17 protein-coding genes are annotated in these 18775 nt (G+C 47.0%); 13 read left to right on the top strand and 4 right to left on the bottom strand.

What is annotated here, in order from left to right; genetic code table 11:
- Positions 1-25 precede the first annotated feature (25 nt).
- The 7 genes from DBT49_RS08550 (at position 26) to DBT49_RS08520 (ending at position 9213) form a co-directional block, all read left to right on the top strand.
- Entirely contained in the window at positions 26-1267 is a 1242-nt protein-coding gene (locus DBT49_RS08550) for an MFS transporter (protein ID WP_070558709.1), read from the top strand.
- A gap of 394 nt (positions 1268-1661) precedes the next feature.
- Positions 1662-3383, top strand: coding sequence for a phospho-sugar mutase (locus DBT49_RS08545; RefSeq protein WP_070558708.1), 1722 nt, complete (start codon positions 1662-1664; stop codon positions 3381-3383).
- A 286-nt stretch (positions 3384-3669) separates the two neighbouring features.
- Positions 3670-4566, top strand: a complete 897-nt coding sequence (gene rapZ / locus DBT49_RS08540) for an RNase adapter RapZ (RefSeq protein ID WP_070558707.1) — start codon at positions 3670-3672, stop codon at positions 4564-4566.
- Positions 4563-5567, top strand: a complete 1005-nt coding sequence (locus DBT49_RS08535; protein ID WP_070558706.1) for a gluconeogenesis factor YvcK family protein — start codon at positions 4563-4565, stop codon at positions 5565-5567. Before rapZ ends, DBT49_RS08535 begins: the two co-directional genes overlap by 4 nt.
- A gap of 28 nt (positions 5568-5595) precedes the next feature.
- Positions 5596-6519 carry a DNA-binding protein WhiA gene (gene whiA, locus DBT49_RS08530; protein ID WP_070558705.1) on the top strand — a complete coding sequence of 308 codons (924 nt, stop codon included), beginning with the start codon at positions 5596-5598 and terminating at the stop codon, positions 6517-6519.
- Positions 6520-6951: 432 nt separating this feature from the next.
- Complete coding sequence (locus DBT49_RS08525) at positions 6952-8676, top strand: FAD-dependent oxidoreductase (RefSeq protein WP_083300419.1); 1725 nt, start codon at positions 6952-6954, stop codon at positions 8674-8676.
- 60 nt (positions 8677-8736) lie between these two features.
- Entirely contained in the window at positions 8737-9213 is a 477-nt protein-coding gene (locus DBT49_RS08520) for a GNAT family N-acetyltransferase (RefSeq protein WP_070558704.1), read from the top strand.
- A gap of 192 nt (positions 9214-9405) precedes the next feature.
- Here the strand turns inward: DBT49_RS08520 and DBT49_RS08515 are convergent, their stop codons facing one another.
- Positions 9406-9762, bottom strand: a complete 357-nt coding sequence (locus DBT49_RS08515) for a single-stranded DNA-binding protein (RefSeq protein ID WP_070558703.1) — start codon at positions 9760-9762, stop codon at positions 9406-9408.
- Between the two features lie 197 nt (positions 9763-9959).
- Here DBT49_RS08515 and DBT49_RS08510 point away from each other — a divergent pair, with 197 nt between their 5' ends.
- The 6 genes from DBT49_RS08510 to DBT49_RS08485 all read left to right on the top strand — a co-directional run bounded on the left by DBT49_RS08510 (position 9960) and on the right by DBT49_RS08485 (position 16613).
- Complete coding sequence (locus tag DBT49_RS08510) at positions 9960-10676, top strand: response regulator transcription factor (protein WP_013668862.1); 717 nt, start codon at positions 9960-9962, stop codon at positions 10674-10676.
- 2 nt (positions 10677-10678) lie between these two features.
- Complete coding sequence (locus tag DBT49_RS08505; protein ID WP_101560571.1) at positions 10679-12190, top strand: sensor histidine kinase; 1512 nt, start codon at positions 10679-10681, stop codon at positions 12188-12190.
- A gap of 189 nt (positions 12191-12379) precedes the next feature.
- Entirely contained in the window at positions 12380-13018 is a 639-nt protein-coding gene (locus DBT49_RS08500; protein WP_070558701.1) for a VanZ family protein, read from the top strand.
- Positions 13019-13021: 3 nt separating this feature from the next.
- A complete protein-coding gene (locus DBT49_RS08495; RefSeq protein ID WP_070558700.1) occupies positions 13022-14209 on the top strand; it encodes a class I SAM-dependent rRNA methyltransferase in 1188 nt (395 codons plus the stop codon).
- Between the two features lie 246 nt (positions 14210-14455).
- The gene (locus DBT49_RS08490) at positions 14456-16171 is read left to right on the top strand and encodes an Mbeg1-like protein (RefSeq protein WP_070558699.1); all 1716 of its coding nucleotides are present in this window, start codon (positions 14456-14458) and stop codon (positions 16169-16171) included.
- Positions 16172-16445: 274 nt separating this feature from the next.
- A complete protein-coding gene (locus DBT49_RS08485) occupies positions 16446-16613 on the top strand; it encodes a hypothetical protein (RefSeq protein WP_168163177.1) in 168 nt (55 codons plus the stop codon).
- Between the two features lie 187 nt (positions 16614-16800).
- Here DBT49_RS08485 and DBT49_RS08480 read toward each other — a convergent pair whose 3' ends face one another.
- From DBT49_RS08480 to DBT49_RS08470, 3 genes are all read right to left on the bottom strand, one after another.
- Positions 16801-16902, bottom strand: a complete 102-nt coding sequence (locus DBT49_RS08480) for a type I toxin-antitoxin system Fst family toxin (protein WP_111827386.1) — start codon at positions 16900-16902, stop codon at positions 16801-16803.
- Positions 16903-17050: 148 nt separating this feature from the next.
- Positions 17051-17809, bottom strand: coding sequence for an SDR family NAD(P)-dependent oxidoreductase (locus tag DBT49_RS08475; RefSeq protein ID WP_070558698.1), 759 nt, complete (start codon positions 17807-17809; stop codon positions 17051-17053).
- Between the two features lie 425 nt (positions 17810-18234).
- On the bottom strand, positions 18235-18660 hold the full coding sequence (locus tag DBT49_RS08470; protein ID WP_064293587.1) for a lipocalin-like domain-containing protein: 426 nt from the start codon (positions 18658-18660) through the stop codon (positions 18235-18237).
- Between the last annotated feature and the right edge of the window lie 115 nt (positions 18661-18775).

Here is an 18775-nt window from a genome sequence, read left to right as displayed (position 1 = left end):
AAGTTTTATAGAAATGAGGAATTCAATGAAAGAAAATAAGTTATTCTATGGTTGGTGGGTCGTGCTCGGCGCCATTATCATGCTTGCGGTCATGGGACCGGCTTCGGTGGCCGTAGCTAACCTCTTCCAACCTTATGTCGTTGAAGAATTTGGCATTGCCAACTCAGCCTTTGCTATTGTGAACTCCATTGTTCTGGGGATGGGGATCTTTGTATCACCCTTTGTCTCCCAACAATTTGCTAAGAAGGGGAACTTCAAGCGCTTCTACCTGATTGGTGTGCTTGCCTATGCTATTTCTTACGGTTTATATGCCTTTGCCCCGAATATTTATGTGTTTTATTTGCTCTCTATTGGGGTAGGGTTTGGTTATACCGCGACTACTATTATTCCCGTGTCCATGCTGGTCAATAATTGGTTCGTGAAAAGTCGGGGAACGGCCTTGAGTCTTTCCTTTGCCGGACTCGGTTTGGGCGGCATTATCTTCAGTCAATTGTTGACCTGGTTAATTGGTGACATGGGCTGGCGGATGGCTTACTTAGTCTATGCCATCATCATGTTAGTGGTCGGGATTCCGATAGTGATGATGCTCTTCGTGGAACACCCTGAAGCGAAGGGTCTCCATGCCTTGGGAGCAGCTGAAGTGGATGACACGGTTGACCATCAAGAAGAGGACCATACAGGGGTGAAATTACCTACCAAAGATGCCTTCAAGAAACCTTTCTTTATCATGTTATTAATCGGTACCGTCTTTATCGGTATTTCGAATAACGGGGGCTTGGGTCAATTCCCTCCTTATGTCCAACAACTTCACGGCGCTAGTAAGATGGCCCAAATGGTGTCCATCTACTCTGGGGTCGGTATTCTCGGTAAGTTAGTTCTCGGTGTGGTTAATGATAAGTTTGGCGTTCGGATTGCAACACTCTACGCTTCCTTACTCTGCGCCTTGGCTTACTTCTTGATGCTCTTCAGTGGCAACTATACCTTTGTCTTCCTAATGGCCATTTTCTTTGGCTTAGGGAATGCCATTGGTACCGTCTTACCGCCATTGATGACCTCATCGATCTTTAATGCGGATGACTATCCTAAGGCCTATGGTATCGTCCAAAGTGCCTTGATGTTAGGGATGACTTCCGGTTCACTATTGGCAGCCACCTTAGCGGATGTTTCCGGAACCTACCAAACTGCCTGGGTCTTCCTAGCAGTCTTATCAGCCTTAATCGCTGTCTTCTGGATCGCTGCCCACAAACAAGCAGAAAAATATATGTAGGATAAGCGCATTCGTTTACCTCTTGGTCTCCTGATGGGAGACTAAGGGGTATTTTTTTATAGACTTGTTATTGAAATAAATTGTTTTAAAAATAATTTTGAGCAGGAGTGGCGCTTTGAATTTGGTCATTAGCCATGAAGAAGCAAGCGATGTGAATTAGTGCTAGTTGGCCTTAGCCTTACTAGCACTTTGAAGCTCGCTAGGCGAGAGACCTTGAGCTCGAGCCGGTGCCATGGCTCTTCAATGACCAAATTTAAAAGCAGAACGAATGCTCCTAACACTATTGTATTCCCTCAGACAAGGCGATGGGAGCGCTTGTTTTAGGAGAAAGGGGAGCAAAGCCCAGGAGAATTTGGTACAATAGAGGTACGAAAAATGAAAGAGGAGTGATCCCATGACTTGGAAAGATGCTTATGAGCAATGGAAGAATTTCCCTGATTTAGATGCTCAGGTTCGTGCTGAATTAGAAGAATTAGAAAAAGACGAAGACGCCCTCCAGGAAGCTTTCTACAAAGAGGTAAACTTTGGGACGGCGGGCATGCGTGATTTGATGGGTCCGGGGACCAACCGTTTGAATATTTATACCGTCCGCCAAGCCACAGAAGGTTTGGCCCGCGTGATGGAAGAATACGGCCAAGAAGCCGTGGACCGTGGGGTAGCCATTGCTTATGACGGCCGTAACCATTCCTTGGAATTCGCGCAAAATGCGGCCCGGGTGCTGGGTCAACATGGGATTAAATCCTATATCTTTGAAGGGGTTCGCCCAACGCCGGAACTCTCCTTTACTGTCCGCCACTTAGGTACCTTTACCGGGATCATGATTACTGCCAGCCACAATAACGAATACTACAATGGCTACAAGGTTTACGGCGAAGACGGTGGGCAAATGCCGCCTCAAGATGCTGATGCCTTGGTCAACCACGTCAAAGACGTCAATATGTTAACCATTCCGCTGGCTGATTTGGATGAAATTAAGGATAAGGGACTCTACCAAGTGATCGGTAAGGAAGTCGATGACGCCTACTTGAAGAACCTGGAAACTGTGACCGTGAACCCTGATATTATTGATAAGATGAAAGACAAGGTCACCATTGTCTACACCCCTCTTCAAGGGACGGGGCAAATGTTGATGGAACAAGCCTTAGACAAGGCCGGCTTTGAAAACATTGTCTACGTGGAAGAACAAAAAGAACCCAATGGGGACTTCTCTACCTTAGATGAACCTAACCCCGAATACCCCGAAGCCTTCACCTATGCCATCCGTTACGGCAAGGAAAGTCACGCGGATCTCTTGATTGCTACTGACCCGGATGCTGACCGTATGGGGGCGGCGGCTTTAATGCCAGATGGGTCTTACAAGATTATTTCTGGTAACCAAATTGGAGCGCTCTTAACCCACTATATCCTCACCGCTCGTAAGGAAGAAGGAACCCTGCCTGAAAACGGTGTGATTGTGAAATCGATCGTGTCCAGCGACCTACCGGCTAAGATTGCCGAATCTTTCGATATCGCCACCGAAAACACCCTGACCGGTTTTAAATTTATCGCTGAAAAGATCCAAGAATATGAAGAAACCGGGGAATATAGCTTCCTCTTCGGTTTTGAAGAAAGCTATGGCTACTTGATTAAGCCTTTTGCCCGCGACAAGGATGCCGTTCAAGCAGCCCTCTTATTTGCGGAAGTGGGGGCTTTCTACAAGGACCAAGGCAAGACCGTTTATGACGGCCTCCTGGACCTTTACAAGGAATACGGTTACTACCTAGAAAAAACCATTTCCCTTAAATTTGAAGGTCAAGCCGGGGCCAAGAAGATTGAAAGCATTATGGCTAACTTGCGCCAAGAACAACCCCAAGAAATTGGCGGCCAAGCCGTTCTTTTAACCGAGGACTTCCAAACTGGGGAACGGATTGACGACCAGGGTCAGGTTGAACACTTCGACATGTCCCGGTCCAATGTCTTGAAATATCAACTGGAAGATGGCTCTTGGATTGCTGTGCGTCCAAGTGGGACGGAACCTAAGATTAAGTTCTACATCGGCGTTAAAGCAGATTCCGAAGACCAAGCCGCCCAAAAAGTCGACCAATATGGCCAAGTCATGCAAGCTTTGGCAGAATAAAAGTTTCTTAACGACTAAATTTCAAAAGTAGAACGAATGCGGATGTGAGTTTTGAAATATAAAAGGCAATGTTTAAAAAAGGAGCTGGGAATGAATCCCAGCCTCTTTTGCCTTATTGACCGACTTGTGGAAGACTCGCTGAGTTTATTCCAGTTTTCTCCAGCGCTTTCGTCCTTTGCTGTGACTGTCACACTATAGATTTTTTAGGATTTATTTAATTGCTGGCCCGATTGATGCTTGCTATAATGAGAAGGATTAGGTCTGTGTTCAGACAAAAGGAGACATTATGTCAGAAAATAGTGAATTAAATATTGTAATTATTACGGGAATGAGTGGGGCCGGGAAGACGGTTGCCTTGCAAAGTTTTGAAGATATGGGTTACTTTTGTGTGGATAACTTACCGCCTTCTCTCTTACCGACTTTTTCCGAATTGATCAAGAAGTCTAAAGATATCAACCAAGTCTGTCTGGTGATTGACTTACGGTCACGGGAATTCTTTGATGAATTTGTCCATGCCCTCCAACTCTTGGATAATAACCCTAAGATTCATTCCCAATTGGTCTACCTAGATACTAGTGATGCGGCTTTGGTGGCTCGCTATAAGGAAAGTCGCCGTAACCATCCCCTGCAAAAGGGAGGGACGATTTTAGAGGGGATCCAACGGGAAAGAAAAGAGTTGAGTCCAGTCCGGGCCCTCGCCCACTTGACTATTGATACCACTTCGATCACCCCTAAAGAATTGCGGGCAGCCCTAATCCGGGAATTCCATGTCTCTGATGCCTCAGGTTTCACTATTGAAGTCATGTCCTTTGGCTTTAAGTATGGGATCCCTATTGACGCTGATATCGTTATGGACGTGCGCTTCCTGCCTAACCCCCACTATATTGACGAATTGCGTCCCTTAACTGGAGAAGACGAGTCCGTCTATAACTATGTGATGGACCAGGACGATACCGAAATTTTCTACCAAAAATTTGTCGACCTCTTAGACTTTACCCTGCCCCTCTATGAAGCCGAAGGAAAGGCCAGCTTGACCATTGCCATTGGCTGCACGGGGGGCCAACACCGGTCAGTGGCTTTGACCCGCCGGATCGGTCAACATATCATGGACACAACGAATTACACCACCCATATCAGTCACCGTGACCAGAACAAACGCAAAGGAACGGAGCGAAATCAATGAGTGAGTCAAGGAACTATTACCCTAAAATAACCGTGATTGGTGGCGGAACCGGCGTGCCTATCCTCCTGTCCGGTTTGAAGAGCGCCAACTGCGACTTAACCGCTGTGGTGACCGTCGCTGATGACGGGGGCTCTTCGGGCAAATTGCGGTCGGCCTTAAATACCATCCCCCCAGGCGACTTGCGTAACTGCCTGGTCGCCTTGTCGGACTCTAACAGTCTCTATAAGGATGTTTTTCAGTACCGCTTTGCCCCCGAAGACCAGGAATTTTCGGGACATGCTATTGGTAATTTGATTATTGCCGCCCTCACCGAAATGCGGGGCAGTATCTATTCGGCCTTAAAACTATTATCGGTCACCATGGATGTAAAAGGCCGGGTCCTGCCTGCCTGTGAAGAACCTCTCATCTTACAAGCCCACTACCAAGAGGGCGATATGATTGAAGGGGAGACCACCATCGTTGAAGAAAAACGTCCCATCCAATCAGTCTCAGTACGTTTAGCTAACCAAGCAAGCCCTGACCAAAGCGTCAAAGCCGGTCGGGGCGTCGTCGATGCCATCATGGAAGCCGATATGGTGGTTTTAGGCCCAGGTTCCCTTTATACCTCGATTTTACCTAATATCGTGATCCCAAAAATCCGCCAAGCCATCCAGGAAACCTCAGCGACGGTGGTTTATATCTGTAATATCATGACCCAGCTAGGGGAAACAGAGGGCTTTTCCGATGCGGACCACTTACGGGTGATTAATGATCATTTACAAGGTCACTATGTGGATGCCTGTCTCTTGAACCGGACCACCGTGCCTTATGAATACATTGAAAACAATGAAGTCCTGGATTATTTAGTCCAAGTTAGCCACGACCGGCAAGCTTTGAAAGACCAAGAGGCTGAGATTATCGGCTGGGATTTCTTAAACCTCAAGGATTCTGGGGTTTACCACGACAAGGATAAGTTAGTCCAAGCCCTGATTCAAGTATACCGCGACCACCATCAACACTAGTTATTAAGAAGAGAAAGTAGGCGATCATGTGGTTTCTTTTGCAGCTAGTGTCAAGAAAGAACTGACCCAGTTAGAGCTTGACCAAGAGGAAGCGCGCGCAGAACTATCCGCCATTATTCGTATGAACGGTGCTTTGCAGATCGTTGAAGGCGAACTCTCACTGAATATTCAAACGGAAAATGCGGCCATTACCCAGAGAATTTATACCCTCTTAAAAACTTACTTCCAGGTCCATGGGGAAATTCTGGTCCGGAAGAAAATGAAGTTAAAGAAGAATAATGTCTATATCGTCCGGATCAAACAAGCCGTTGACCTGCTCTTAGACCAACTGGGCATTCTCGGCGATTCCAGTATCTTAGAAACGGCTCCGGCAGAGATTGTTTATAACGATCCCACGCGGCGGGCGTATTTACGGGGAGCCTTTCTGGCAGGAGGATCGGTCAATAATCCGGAAACCTCCTCCTACCACCTGGAGATCTATTCCAACCATGAAAGCCATGCCCAACAGCTGGCAGAATTGATGAATCGCTACCATATGAATGCCCGGACTACTAACCGGCGCAAGGGGGTCATCACCTATCTCAAGGAAGCGGAGAAAATTTCTGACTTCTTGGCACTCTTGGGGGCTTCCAGTGCTATTTTGCGCTTTGAAAATGTTCGGGTGACTCGCGATATGCGCAATTCGGTCAACCGCATGGTCAACTGCGAAAACGCCAATATGAATAAGACCATTGACGCCGCTGCCAAGCAAATCCGCAGCATTCAGCACATTCAAAACACCATTGGTCTCGACAAATTACCGGATAAACTCCAGGAAGTCGCCCAAGCCCGCCTCGATAACCCATCGGCTACCATTAAGGAACTCGGCGAACTCCTCCCCTCCGGCCCCGTCTCCAAGTCCGGCATCAACCACCGCCTCAGAAGACTCAACCAATACGCGGAAAACATTTGATGCGAGCTGACGACAAAAAGTGAAACGCTGGAAGAAATATTCGGTAATCCTTGAAAAGGATTGCCGAATATTTCTGAAGCGGAGTTCACTTTTGTCAGCGAGCAGGTTATGGAAGGATGCGACTAGCGAAAGAAGAGGGGAGACCATTGGAAGAAGTACGCCGGTAATCCTCAAAGAGGATTGCCAAGTGTTTCTGAAATGGAGCTCACCTCGCGCTAGGAGCAGGTTATGATTTGATGCGACTAGCGCAAGAAGCGCTCATTTCTATTACTACAAGCTGATATAAAATCTTGGTAAGTTCCCTTTTAGTCACAGTTGACTAAGAAGACCTTACCAAGATTTTTTTATTTGCCTTGGCTAGCAGCAGTTTGTGCAAGAAGGTACAAACCGACTTATTTATGCTAATATATGTGAAAAGAAAGGGGTATCACAATGGTTGAAAAATGGACCGGAACAGCAGCGGGTATGCACGGAGACATTGAGGTGGAAGTCGCTTTAGCGGACGACCGTCTCTTGAGTATTGAGGTCTTAAACCAGCAGGAAACGGCCAACTTGGCGGACAAGGTGTATGAAACCATTCCCCAACGGATTATTGACCAGCAGTCTTTGCATGTCGATACGGTGTCAGGGGCCACGGTTTCCAGTAAGGCCATTATTAATGCCACAGCCGACGCCTTAAAAGCAGCTGGGCTCGATCCGGAAGATTATCAAAAAATCACTTCAGTCCAAGCAGATAAGGTTACGACTGAAGTCATTGACGCTGATGTCCTGGTTGTCGGTGGCGGTGCAGCAGGTTTAGCGGCTGCCTTGGCTGCAGAAGAAGCAGGCGCCAAAGTGGCGATTTTGGAAAAACAAGCCCAGTTCGGTGGCTCGGCCAACTTTGCTGAGGGAATTTTTGCGGCAGAAAGTCGCCTCCAGGAAAATGATTATATCGATATTACTAAAGACCAAGCCTTTAATTTTATTATGGAGTATTCCCATTGGCGGGCGAATCCACGCATTGCCCGGGCCTTTGTGGAAAAGTCCGCTGACACCATTAATTGGTTATTAGACCATGGGATCACTTTTGAAAAAGTGACCACCAATAACCCTGGTGGCCTAAGAACCTGGCACATTTTCGATGGCCATGGGGCAGGATATATCCAAAAAATGTCAGCCCTTATTAAAGACAGAGATATTGCCTGCTATTATGACACTGCAGGAAAGGAACTGATTATGGAAGGGGACCAGGTGGTTGGGCTCAAGGCCGAACAGGGTCAGAAAAACCTGGTTTTCCGCAGTTCAGCCGTCATTATTGCTAGCGGTGGCTATGCCAATAACGCTGAGATGATGGCGAAATATACCGGTCAGACCAACATCTATCCTGTGGGCAATTCTAATAAAACGGGGGAAGGTATTCTCATGGCCTGGGAAGTGGGTGCTGGTGAAGAAGGGACTGGCGTGCTCCAACTTTACCGTCCAGGAGTACCCGGTCAATCCTCAACTTCCCTACTTAATGCGGCAGCCCGGCAACCCCACTTGTGGATAAATCAAAGAGGGGACCGCTTCTGTAATGAAGAAATTGTGTCACTTTGGCCTTTTGCGGGCAATGCCCTGGCTAACCAACCAGATGGTGTCATGTACTCCGTCTTTGACCAAGCCACTAAGGAGAAGATGGTTGAGGAAGGCATTAAAATCGGTGTTGGGGTTCTCGTACCAACCGGGACCAAACTCGTCGGAATCGATGACGAATTAAGCCAGGGTCAAGCCTATGGCGATGTCTTTATTGCCGATAGTATTGAAGACTTGGCAGAGCAATTGCAGCTTCCCCAAGAAGAACTCCGCCAAACCATTGCTGACTACAATAAAATCTCAGAAGGTCGTCAAGATAATCTCTTTGCTAAAAATCCTAAATATGCGGCCCCAATTGAAGCAGGACCCTTCTATGCCATTCGCTGTGCTAACCACTTCCTAGGAACTCTTGGTGGGATTAAGATCAATGAAAAGGCTGAAGTCGTTTCTTCAGAAAACCGTCCCATTGCCGGTTTGTATGCCGCAGGTAACGATGCCGGCGGAATTTATGGGGACAGCTATGACCTCAACCTTCCTGGCGGGACTTTTGGCTTTGCCGTTAACTTTGGCCGGATTGCCGGTGAAAACGCCGCTAAACATTTTTAGGCAGGGTTTGGAATATCAGAAGATGGTCGGACGTCTAAGTCAGGAGGGTGAAGTTTAACCATGTCAAATCAATATCAAATCTGTGAAGTGACACTTAGGGAGGGCTATATTCCAGAGCTCCTGGCGATTTGGGAGGCGTCGGTAAGAGCCAGTCATGACTTTCTCTCGGAAGCTGCCATCGAGGCCATTAAAGCAGAGCTGCCAGGCGCTTTACTAGCGGTTGACGACTTAGTGGTGGTCAAGGCCCATACGGGACAAATTGCTGGCTTTATGGGAATGGCTGCCGAAAACCTGGAGATGCTCTTTCTTCATCCGAGTTATTGGGGCCAAGGCCTGGGCCGGACCTTGCTTGAGGAGGGGATCGCCTCCTATGGGATTAGTCAGCTCACCGTGAATGAACAGAACCCCAAAGCGGTTGGTTTTTATCAAGAGATGGGCTTTGTCCCTTATCGTCGGACTGCCTTGGATACCGAGGGCAGGCCCTATCCTTTGCTTTATATGCACTACCAAAAGGAAGCTGAGGGAAGTGAAGAATGAAAGGCTAGGCGAGCGGTTGACGGCTAAAGTAAAAAAGGGCTTCACCCCTTGTTGACACTCAATATTTCAAAAGTAGCCCACCTGCTCACTAAGCGATTTGGTTAAGAAAACGATTTTTATTTAAAACGAATGATTAAATCAATACAGCCAGCTGACTTTTCTAAAGACTCAGCTGGCTGTCTATTTTTGGCTTTAAACCTTGGTTACTTCAATATTAATATCTTGGATTGCCTTATCGCCTTGTTTCTTGCGTAAGAAGAAGACTTCGCGGACAATGACTTCTAATTGGTAAACCTCCACTTGGTCTTTATTGGTATAGTGGTTCATGTGTAAGTTACCCACGATCCCAATTTCATCGCCCTTGTCCAGGTATTTATCAATCAGCTGGGCGGTCGCATTCCAAGCGGTAATAGGAATAAAATCGGTCTGCTTCTCTCCTCCGACAAAGCGGTTGACAGCGAGGGCATTGTTTAGAACTTGGTGTTTACTTTCCGTTTGGGTCATTTCAATTTCTCGGGCTAAGCGGCCAATCAGTTGGACTTGGTTCATCACTTCACCTCCTCTCTTCCTATTAAGCCGCAAAGGGGAGGTCATTTTCTCCTTTAAGAATTATTTATCTTTTACATTCTTTGACAAATTTTTCCTAAAATTGCTTATAATAGGTAGGGAATAGATCCTGCTGATGAAGCAGTGACCATCATCGACGACTTATTAACAGGCGCAGGAGAAAAAAGGAGGGCTGTGGCGTGAAAATTTTGATGATTGAAGATAATACCAGTGTGGCAGAAATGCTATCCATGTTCCTTGACCAAGAAGCGGGTTGGGAGAGTCATTTTTCCTATGATGGCCAAGAAGGGTACGACTACTTCAAGGCCCATGAAGATGAGATTGATATTGTGATTTTAGACCTCAACCTGCCGTCAAAGGATGGCATTAGTATCTGCCAAGATATTCGCAAAAGCAACCAAGATGTGATTATTATTATGCTGACAGCGCGGGATAGTGAGAGTGACCAAGTCTTGGGATTGGGATTGGGGGCGGATGATTATATTACTAAGCCCTTTAGTCCCTTAACTCTAGTGGCTAAGATGCACGCGCTACTGAGACGGCGGGATGCTAATGACAACCGGGAAAGCCAAGACCAAGAAGAGAAGAGTCTGATTAAGACCAAGTACTTAACCATTGATCCCAATACCCGGGAGGCTTCCTTCCACGGTCAAGCCATTGCGAATTTGACGCCCAAGGAATTTGATATTTTGGCCCTCTTAGCTTCCCACCCTAAGCAGGTCTTCACCCGCGACCACCTCTTGACCAGTTTGTGGGAAGATCCCTTCTACGGGGATGAGCGGACGGTGGATGCCCACATCAAAAAGCTCCGCCAAAAGATGGAAAAGAACGGCCCCCAAGCCATTCGAACCGTCTGGGGTGTGGGCTATAAGTATGATGAAAGTGGGGAGAAGTAAACTTGCGTTACTTATACCAACAATTAGCTTCCTTTGCGATTTTGGTCTTGGTGACGGTGTGTGGACTCTCCTTTACCTTTTTTCGTTACACGGAGAGTCAGATCTACCAACAGGTCTTTGATGATTTGGAGACCGTCTATTCCGAAATCCAAGGCCGGCAAGTGTCTCGCGAGATGCTAGAAGAGGCCCAGAATTGGTTTGAAGATTCCTTTCAGATTAAGATTTTCTGGTATAACGCGGATAACCAACGCATTTATCCCCAGTCCCTCACTGACAAGGATAATGGCGACTATGCGGAACAAGGCTTGCCCCAAGATGACATTGTTTTCATGAAAGAAAAGGGCCGCTTAGGCTTGTTTGACTTCGACCTGGGCTTTACAGGGGATAGTCCCGATGCCTATGCCATTGCCGTCCCCTTAGAAGACGGCGATTCGGGCGACTACTCGGGTTATTTGGTGATTGGCCAGGCCGCGGGTGGGATTCGCCAAACCATTAACAAGTTAAAGGCCAATATCTTTCAAGGTGTGGCGATTTCGGTGGTAGCCGCGGTGATCCTCGCCATTATGATGGCCCGCTACCAAACTTCGCGGATCAACCGCCTGCGTCAGGCTACGCGCTCGGTAACCCAAGGCCATTATCTGCAAATCCCTTCCGCCCACCGCGATGAGTTAGATGACTTGGCTGATGACTTCAACGATATGACGGCTTCCCTCGCCGAATCGGAAGTAGAGATCGAGCGCCAAGAAAGTATGCGCCATCAATTGATTATGGATATCGCCCACGAATTGCGGACCCCGCTCACTACCATGAACGGCCTCTTGGAGGGCTTGCGCTACCATATCTTCCCCAAGGACAAGGAAGAACGGAGCTTGGAGCTCTTGCACAAGGAAACCCAGCGCTTGATCCGTTTAGTTAACGATAACTTGGACTATGAGAAAATCCGGGCCCATGAAATTGTCCTTAACCGGGTGACTTTTCCCGTTAAGTCGGTTCTAGAAGAACTGGTGATCCAGGCTAAGGAACTGACCGATAAGAAGGACGACCGGATTGTCTTGCATTGTCCCGATGATTTAACGGTTTATGCCGATATGGACCGCTTCCGGCAAATTATTTTTAACCTGGTCCACAATGCCATTCAATTTACTGAATCCGGCACCATCACCATCGATGCTGCCCTCGGCGAAGACCAGTGGACCACCATTCGCGTGCGCGACACCGGGATCGGGATGACCGAGAGCGAATTAGCCAATATTTGGGAACGCTTCTATAAGGTCGACCAGTCACGTAAGGCTTCAGCTTATGGGGAATCCGGCCTTGGTTTATCCATTGTGAAGCAACTTATGAAAGTCCACCAAGCCGATATCCGGGTGACTAGCGAAGTGGATAAGGGCACCCAGTTTACCCTGCGTTTCCCGCCTGAAAGTCAAATCAAGGCTAAAAATAAAAAGCAAGAGTCGACGACCAGTGACTCGCAAACAAGTGACGACGCCTCTGACCCAACTGATCCCAGCTAGATCCTCAAGCGGGACGTGCCAGGGGGCGTTCAAAAAAATTAACCAGAAGGAGACCTTCTTCATGTCTACCTATTCCTATCCAGCTAGGATGCTAAAAGCGATACTGATAAAGATAAGCTGTTTGCTTGACCCCTATAAAAGCCTAGCGGTCAAGCAAAATAGCTGGATTAGTGGGGAGTGGATTTCTCGATGATTTTTCTCGGCCCCCTTTATCACTTACTCGCTTACTTATTGGCGGACCGGGTGAATCATTTTCCCCTGATCCGCCTCTTAGTTTTTTCCCTGGATAAAACCATCCTCTATGTTTTAATTTTTATCGCTATTTCCGTCTTAATCGCCTATCTTAAAAAGCGCCGCCAACCCCAGTGGCAGGTCGATTGGTCCAAGTACGGCCACGTCTTAACCTTCTTTATCTACTTGGTCCTCCTCCTTCACCTCACGGTCTTGCGTTACGACTGGCAGTGGTGGCGTTTATCCCTGGTCCCTGGTGTCTCTTTAAAGGACTTCCATTGGTTGCCCTTGGTGGATACCATTAAACTGGCCTATGGGGATTCCAGTTTTTCCTATTGGTATAACTTTTTTGGCAATGTCTTGTGGTTTATTCCCTTTGGCTGGTTGCTGGCCTATTTCTTCCGCGGACAACGGAGTTTCTTCCGGGTCCTCCTTATGGGGATGGGCTTTTCCTTTATGATTGAATGTGGCCAGCTCTTCCTGGGGACGGGCCTTGGCCATATTGATGACGTGATTTTTAACAGTATGGGCGTGGTGATTGGCCATTTTGCCTATGACTTTAAACATTTCTTCCTAATGAAACATGAAAGCAGGTAAAGTATGCGAACACTCACTCTGAAGAAACGCGCCAGTCAAGCGGCTCGCGCGGGACGCTTATTATTAAAAGAACAGGACTTCGTCAAGCCGCCCCACTTTGAAGAGGGCGACCTGGTCCAAGTCCAAGACCAAGCCGGCGACTTTCTTGCCTTAGCCTACCTGGCCCGACAAAACAAGGGTATCGGTTGGATCTATAGCTATGACCGCCAGACCAAGTGGGGGCAAGACTTCTTCCAAGATCTCTTCCAAAGCGCCAAGGACAAGCGCCAGGGGCTCTTCCACGATGACTTGACCACGGCCTTCCGGGTCTTTAACGGGGAGGGCGATGGTTTAGGGGGCTTGACGGTGGATTATTATGCCGGCTACTTGCTCCTGCAATGGTATTCTCTAGGAATTTATCAGAACAAAGCAGCCATTAATGAAGCCTTAAAGGCAGTCTATCCTGAAGCCATTGCCATGGAAGGGAAAAACCGCTTCAAGAGCCAAGCCGTCCCTCATAAAAATGAAAGACTCTGGGGCCGAGCAACAGACCAACCGGTAATGATTAAGGAGAACGGGATCAATTATGTGACCCGGCTGGCAGACGGCTGGATGACCGGGATCTTCCTAGACCAGAGACTGGTCCGCGATTACCTGATGTCAAGATTAGCCTTGGGAAAACGGGTGCTCAACACTTTTTCCTATACCGGAGCCTTTTCTCTGGCGGCTGCTATGGGTGGGGCCGTGTCAACTACTTCAGTGGACCTGGCCAACCGGACCAAGGAACTCACTGCCGAACAGTTTGCAGCCAATGGGATCGACCTAGGAGATAATCATAAGGTTTATGTTATGGATACCTTTGATTATTTTGCCTATGCTAAGCGCCATGGCCTGACCTATGATGTGATCGTGATGGACCCGCCCAGTTTTGCTCGTAATGGTAAGCAGATCTTCAAGGTGACGGAACAATACCCCCAACTGGTCCACGATGCCCTGGAGATCCTCAGCCCGGGTGGGTATCTGATCTGTTCCACCAATGCGGCCAACTATTCGCCCAAAGCCTTCCAGGCGGATATTAACCAGGGAGCCAAGGCTGGTGGGCATCAGATTAACTTAGTAGAAAGTTTCCACCTGCCTGATGATTTTCCAGTACCGCCTCTTAGTTCTGAGAGCGATTATCTAAAGGTTAAGGTCTACCAAAAGCAGAAATAGACTGATCGTTTGAGGAAAGTTATAAATAAGTAAATAGTTATGGGAAAAATTTCAAAAAAGTATATGTAAGCCCTTACATATGTTAGGAGATCGTGTTACAATAGATGCGAAGCAATCGAGAGATTGCATCATCCTTTCATTTTTGTTTTTTTCCTTTACAACCCACTCAGACAGTGGGTTGTTTTTTTGTTTTTCTAGCTGGATTCTCTATAATAGGGTTAAGTATAAACTGTGAGGAGGGTAGTGATGCGGATTGTTGATTATCTCAAGGCTCATAAGGACCAGTCCTTTTCCGATTTGGCGCTCAATGAGGTGGATATTGCGGCTTTAACGGAGTTGAGTAATCTGCCTATCGCTGGGCTTTTGCCGAGTGATTTGAGTGGAGAGGACTATTGGGGTTTGTCCACCCTCTACCAGGCTTTAAAGGACCAAGACTATTCTTTTCAAGGTTTGTGGCAGTGGATCATGGACGGCCGCTATGAGCTTTTGGAAGCCATGGTGGACAGCCAGCGCTTTCAAGACGTCCGTCTCTATGGCTTTGATTCCCAGTTGAACCGGGAGGCGGTACTTCAATTTGCGGCCTTGGTGGTGGAAGTGCCTGATCACTTTAAGATCATTGCCTTTCGAGGAACTGACGATCACTTAGTTGGTTGGCGGGAGAATTTCAAACTGGCCTACCAAAAAGCCATGCCCTCACAAAAGTCAGCCACGGACTACCTGCGTCAGGTGCTCGATTATCCGACTGACCCTGAGCAAACCATCATTGTTTCCGGTCATTCCAAAGGCGGTAACTTGGCTATTGTTGCTTCTATTCAACAAGACAAAGCTTACCAAGACCGCCTGAGCGCGGTGTACGCCTTTGATTCGCCTGGTATTCACCGTGAAACTCTAGCCCAGGAAAACTTTCACCGGATTCAAGGGCGGATCCATGAATATGTGCCCGAGGATTCCCTGATTGGGATCATTCTCTATGCGGCGGTTAAGCCCGTGGTGGTGAGAAGTTCGGGGATTTCCCTCATGCAGCACCTGATGGAGATGTGGGAAGTAGAAGATACTCACTTTGAGCAGGTTCAAAGCACCACTCCTACCAGTCAGTTGGCCCAAGCCACTATGAATGTCTGGATGCTATGGCAGGGGCAAGAAAATATTGAACGCTTCTTCTTCCTAGTCTTTGAACTTTTAAACCAAACCGGTATCGATAGTTTTAAAGATATTGACAAAGACTTCTCTGGCTTTATTGGTAATTTGTACCGGGAAGGCAAGTCTTTAGACCGGTCGACCCAGCGCTTTCTGATGTCGACCTTGAATGACTTGGTATTGATTGGGCGGGCCTTGAAGCGTAGACGTCAGACTAGTGAGGACACTTATTATCCCCAATCCATCAAGAATGAAGTCCTTCAACAAGTGAGTGCCTGGCACCATGACCAACCCTGGGTGAGCGTCTTGGTTGGGGGCGCCTTAATCTTTTCGGGCTTGGTTCTTCTGATCAAACCCAGTTATGACTTAAGCTTTCTAGCAGGTTTTTTCCTCTTAATTATCTTTATTTCGGGACTCTGGGACCTGCGTTACTTTTGGACCCAGCCTGGGTCGCGCTTACGGGGGACTTACTTGTTGGCGGCACTTTTAGCCTTTATTCTCTCAGGAGCGGGCATTTATTTTGGCGGCCGCTTCCTGCCTATTCAAGTGGGGGTGTGGATGATTGGCCTAAGTCTGATCCGGGTTTGGCAATTTTACCGCATCCATACTGATCACTGGGATATTCCGGTGAGCGGGATTGTGCTGTCGCTAGCGACTTTTGCCATGGGCATTCTCCTCATCGGGCAACCCCGCCTTTCTGCCTACCTGCCCATCCTCCTGGCTCTTGGCTTCATTCTCCTGGGCTTAGTTATGGTGGTGTCCTTAATCATCTACCAACGGGAAAGTGAACTCTATGACTTCATCGACCACTGGGAAGAAAAATAGTTTGAAAACAGGTTAATTTATGGCATCATAAAAGTGCGGAAGGGCGAAATTTCCCGCTTTAAAAAGCATAACAGCCATCCCATGGGCGTGGGATGGCTGTTTTTTACATACCTTAATAATCTTTTAATTAAATTGTTTTTTTGTTATTTATATGAGCTAATTGTTTGTATGCTATTTAAATACTTGTTAGGCTGAAAATGGAAAGAGTTCTTAATCAGAAATTACCTATACTCGAAAGTGATCAGTGACATCATTATCGGAAAGAAGGATTTTTATGAATAAAGCACTTAATGAGACACTAACCGTTATGGGTGGAGTATTCCTGCTAACCTTACTACTCAATCTATTTTTGGACATTGATTTCTATAACTTTGGAGCAACAATCGCCTACTTTGTCTTTGCGCTTGTTCATTTTGGGATTAAAGCTTATATGAAGAAATAGCCATCCTTTAGGGAAATTTATTGTCTAAGATCTTCAGCCATTAAACTGACAGAAGTGTGGACTCATGTTATAATATAAATGCGGAAGAGTACAGATATCCGCCGTGGTAAACACAAGAGCCAGGAAGGTGCGACTTCCTGGCTCTTTTTTTCACTCATGCGGGCCTGAGCGTGTGTCCTTGTGGCAACTAATCATCGTTGTCCGTCCGATCAAGGTATCGTTTGAATAGTTCAATAACTATTCCCACTAAAAGTGGGGCAACGATGAGAGTACAGATTTCCTTAATCATGATAAACACCCCCATTCTAGGGCAGTTGCCACCTTATAAAGGATAGCATAAATTGTCACCAACTGATGTAGCTGACCTATTGGGAAATAGAAAAGCCGACGCTCTTCGTGAACGTCGGCTTTTTTGCTGGTTTATCAGCAGTTTTATTCTATTCGCCACCGGTGATTCCGATTGCTTCGCCGGTAATCTTAGCGGCACCGTCAGAAGCTAAGAAGACCGCTAGTGCACCAATTTCTTCTGGTTCAATGAGTTCTTTCATCCATTGAGCCCCTAAGATATGGGTTTCTAGCGCTTCTTGTTTGGAAGTGCCATCTTTTTCAGCCAGGTCACCTAATTGATTTTGGATTAAGTCAGTATTGGTAGCACCTGGTAGGATGGAGTTAGCGGTCACGCCAGCTTGGGCATATTCCATAGCTACGGTATTGGTGAAACCGATTTGACCGTGTTTAGCCGCCACATAAGCTGACTTGTATTTATCTGGACGACGACCATGACCAGAAGAAATCGTAATGACCCGACCCCATTCATTTTTAGTCATGTAGGGGAGGGAGTACTTGGTCATGAGGAAGGTACCGGTTAAGATGGTACCGATCACTTGGTCCCAGTCAGAAAGTGGGAAGTCTTCCACGGAATGAATTCTTTGTAAACCGGCATTATTGACTAAGACATCAATGTCACCGAGTTCTTTGGCGATAGCTTCGGTGGTTGCTTTGACTTCGTCTTCAACTTGGATGTCACAAGGGAAGCCATAAAGATTTTCATGTCCTTCAGCAGCCTTGTCTAATTTTTCCTTGGTCCGACCGAGAATAGCGACCTTGTCACCGTTCTCTGCAAAGCTTTTAGCGATAGCTAGGCCAATTCCTGACCCGCCACCAGTGACAACAACAACGCGATTGGTATTTGCCATAAATGAGTCCTCCTTATTAATATTTGTTAACAATTATTTCTACGATAAAAGATGTGATTGTTGTACTCTCTAGTTGAGTTCGGAAGGGTGAGGGGATGTCCTTTCAGAAAAGTTGAACGACCAAGCAGGTTGAGTTCGAACACCAGCCTTGAAGTCACTTCAGAAAATACCAACGCACAGCCTTGCTGCGCTTATGGTATTTTCCTCCAGTGATTCAAGTCTTTGATGGCGTTCTCACATCCTTATTTCTGATCTTATCATCTTTTCTTCCAAGGAATCTCCCTCACTGATCCTTCCTCACATCCTTCTCAAACCTGCTCGCTGACAAAAGTGAACTCCGCTTCAGAAATATTTGGCAATCCTTTTCAAGGCTTACCGCATATTTCTTCCAGCGTTTCACTTTTTGTCGTCAGCTCGCATCAGTCTTATTTATGAGGTTCTACTCGTTCCCATTTGAGTTGGTCTTCTGGGTGGAGTCCGTTATAGATCGATAGGATCTTGCCGTCAATTTGGCCAACACGAGGTTGAGCTTGGCCTTCCCAAGTCGGGTTCATGGAGACGTCCATGTGGTGGGTAACTTCCCCTTTTTCTTCGTCGACTTCAAAACGACCGGAATAGGCCATATAGCCGTGGGCGGCTTCTGCCATTTCTTCGGTAGTCCCCGTGTGGATATCGCCTGATTCGTATGGAGTCCGGCCGACTTTGGATAATTGAGCGGACATGTAGCCATCAGGGTTGTACATAATGAAGCCCTTAGCGTCCTTGCCGAAAGGATAAACCTTTTCGCCGTCTTTTTCGGTTTCGTATGAAAGTAAACGCCAGGTACCAATTAATTGATCACGCATTGACATAGTTCTTCCTCCTCATGTTTTATTCTTGGTGGCCAGATTTTGACCACCTGATATTTTTATTATAAGGGTAATAGTCAGAAAAAGCTGGAAATTCAACTTGTGGACTTATCGATGT

This window comes from Aerococcus mictus, from assembly GCF_003286595.3.
Taxonomy (GTDB): domain Bacteria; phylum Bacillota; class Bacilli; order Lactobacillales; family Aerococcaceae; genus Aerococcus; species Aerococcus mictus.
Note: the sequence above shows the minus strand (reverse complement) of the source record. Positions and strands in the feature narration are given on the sequence as shown.

Coding starts and splice junctions, on each gene's coding strand:
- DBT49_RS08550 (WP_070558709.1), top strand. CDS start 26: ATGAAAGAAAATAAGTTATTCTATGGTTGGTGGGTCGTGCTCGGCGCC.
- DBT49_RS08545 (WP_070558708.1), top strand. CDS start 1,662: ATGACTTGGAAAGATGCTTATGAGCAATGGAAGAATTTCCCTGATTTA.
- rapZ (WP_070558707.1), top strand. CDS start 3,670: ATGTCAGAAAATAGTGAATTAAATATTGTAATTATTACGGGAATGAGT.
- DBT49_RS08535 (WP_070558706.1), top strand. CDS start 4,563: ATGAGTGAGTCAAGGAACTATTACCCTAAAATAACCGTGATTGGTGGC.
- DBT49_RS08525 (WP_083300419.1), top strand. CDS start 6,952: ATGGTTGAAAAATGGACCGGAACAGCAGCGGGTATGCACGGAGACATT.
- DBT49_RS08520 (WP_070558704.1), top strand. CDS start 8,737: ATGTCAAATCAATATCAAATCTGTGAAGTGACACTTAGGGAGGGCTAT.
- DBT49_RS08515 (WP_070558703.1), bottom strand. CDS start 9,762: ATGAACCAAGTCCAACTGATTGGCCGCTTAGCCCGAGAAATTGAAATG.
- DBT49_RS08500 (WP_070558701.1), top strand. CDS start 12,380: ATGATTTTTCTCGGCCCCCTTTATCACTTACTCGCTTACTTATTGGCG.
- DBT49_RS08495 (WP_070558700.1), top strand. CDS start 13,022: ATGCGAACACTCACTCTGAAGAAACGCGCCAGTCAAGCGGCTCGCGCG.
- DBT49_RS08490 (WP_070558699.1), top strand. CDS start 14,456: ATGCGGATTGTTGATTATCTCAAGGCTCATAAGGACCAGTCCTTTTCC.
- DBT49_RS08485 (WP_168163177.1), top strand. CDS start 16,446: ATGAATAAAGCACTTAATGAGACACTAACCGTTATGGGTGGAGTATTC.
- DBT49_RS08480 (WP_111827386.1), bottom strand. CDS start 16,902: ATGATTAAGGAAATCTGTACTCTCATCGTTGCCCCACTTTTAGTGGGA.
- DBT49_RS08475 (WP_070558698.1), bottom strand. CDS start 17,809: ATGGCAAATACCAATCGCGTTGTTGTTGTCACTGGTGGCGGGTCAGGA.
- DBT49_RS08470 (WP_064293587.1), bottom strand. CDS start 18,660: ATGTCAATGCGTGATCAATTAATTGGTACCTGGCGTTTACTTTCATAC.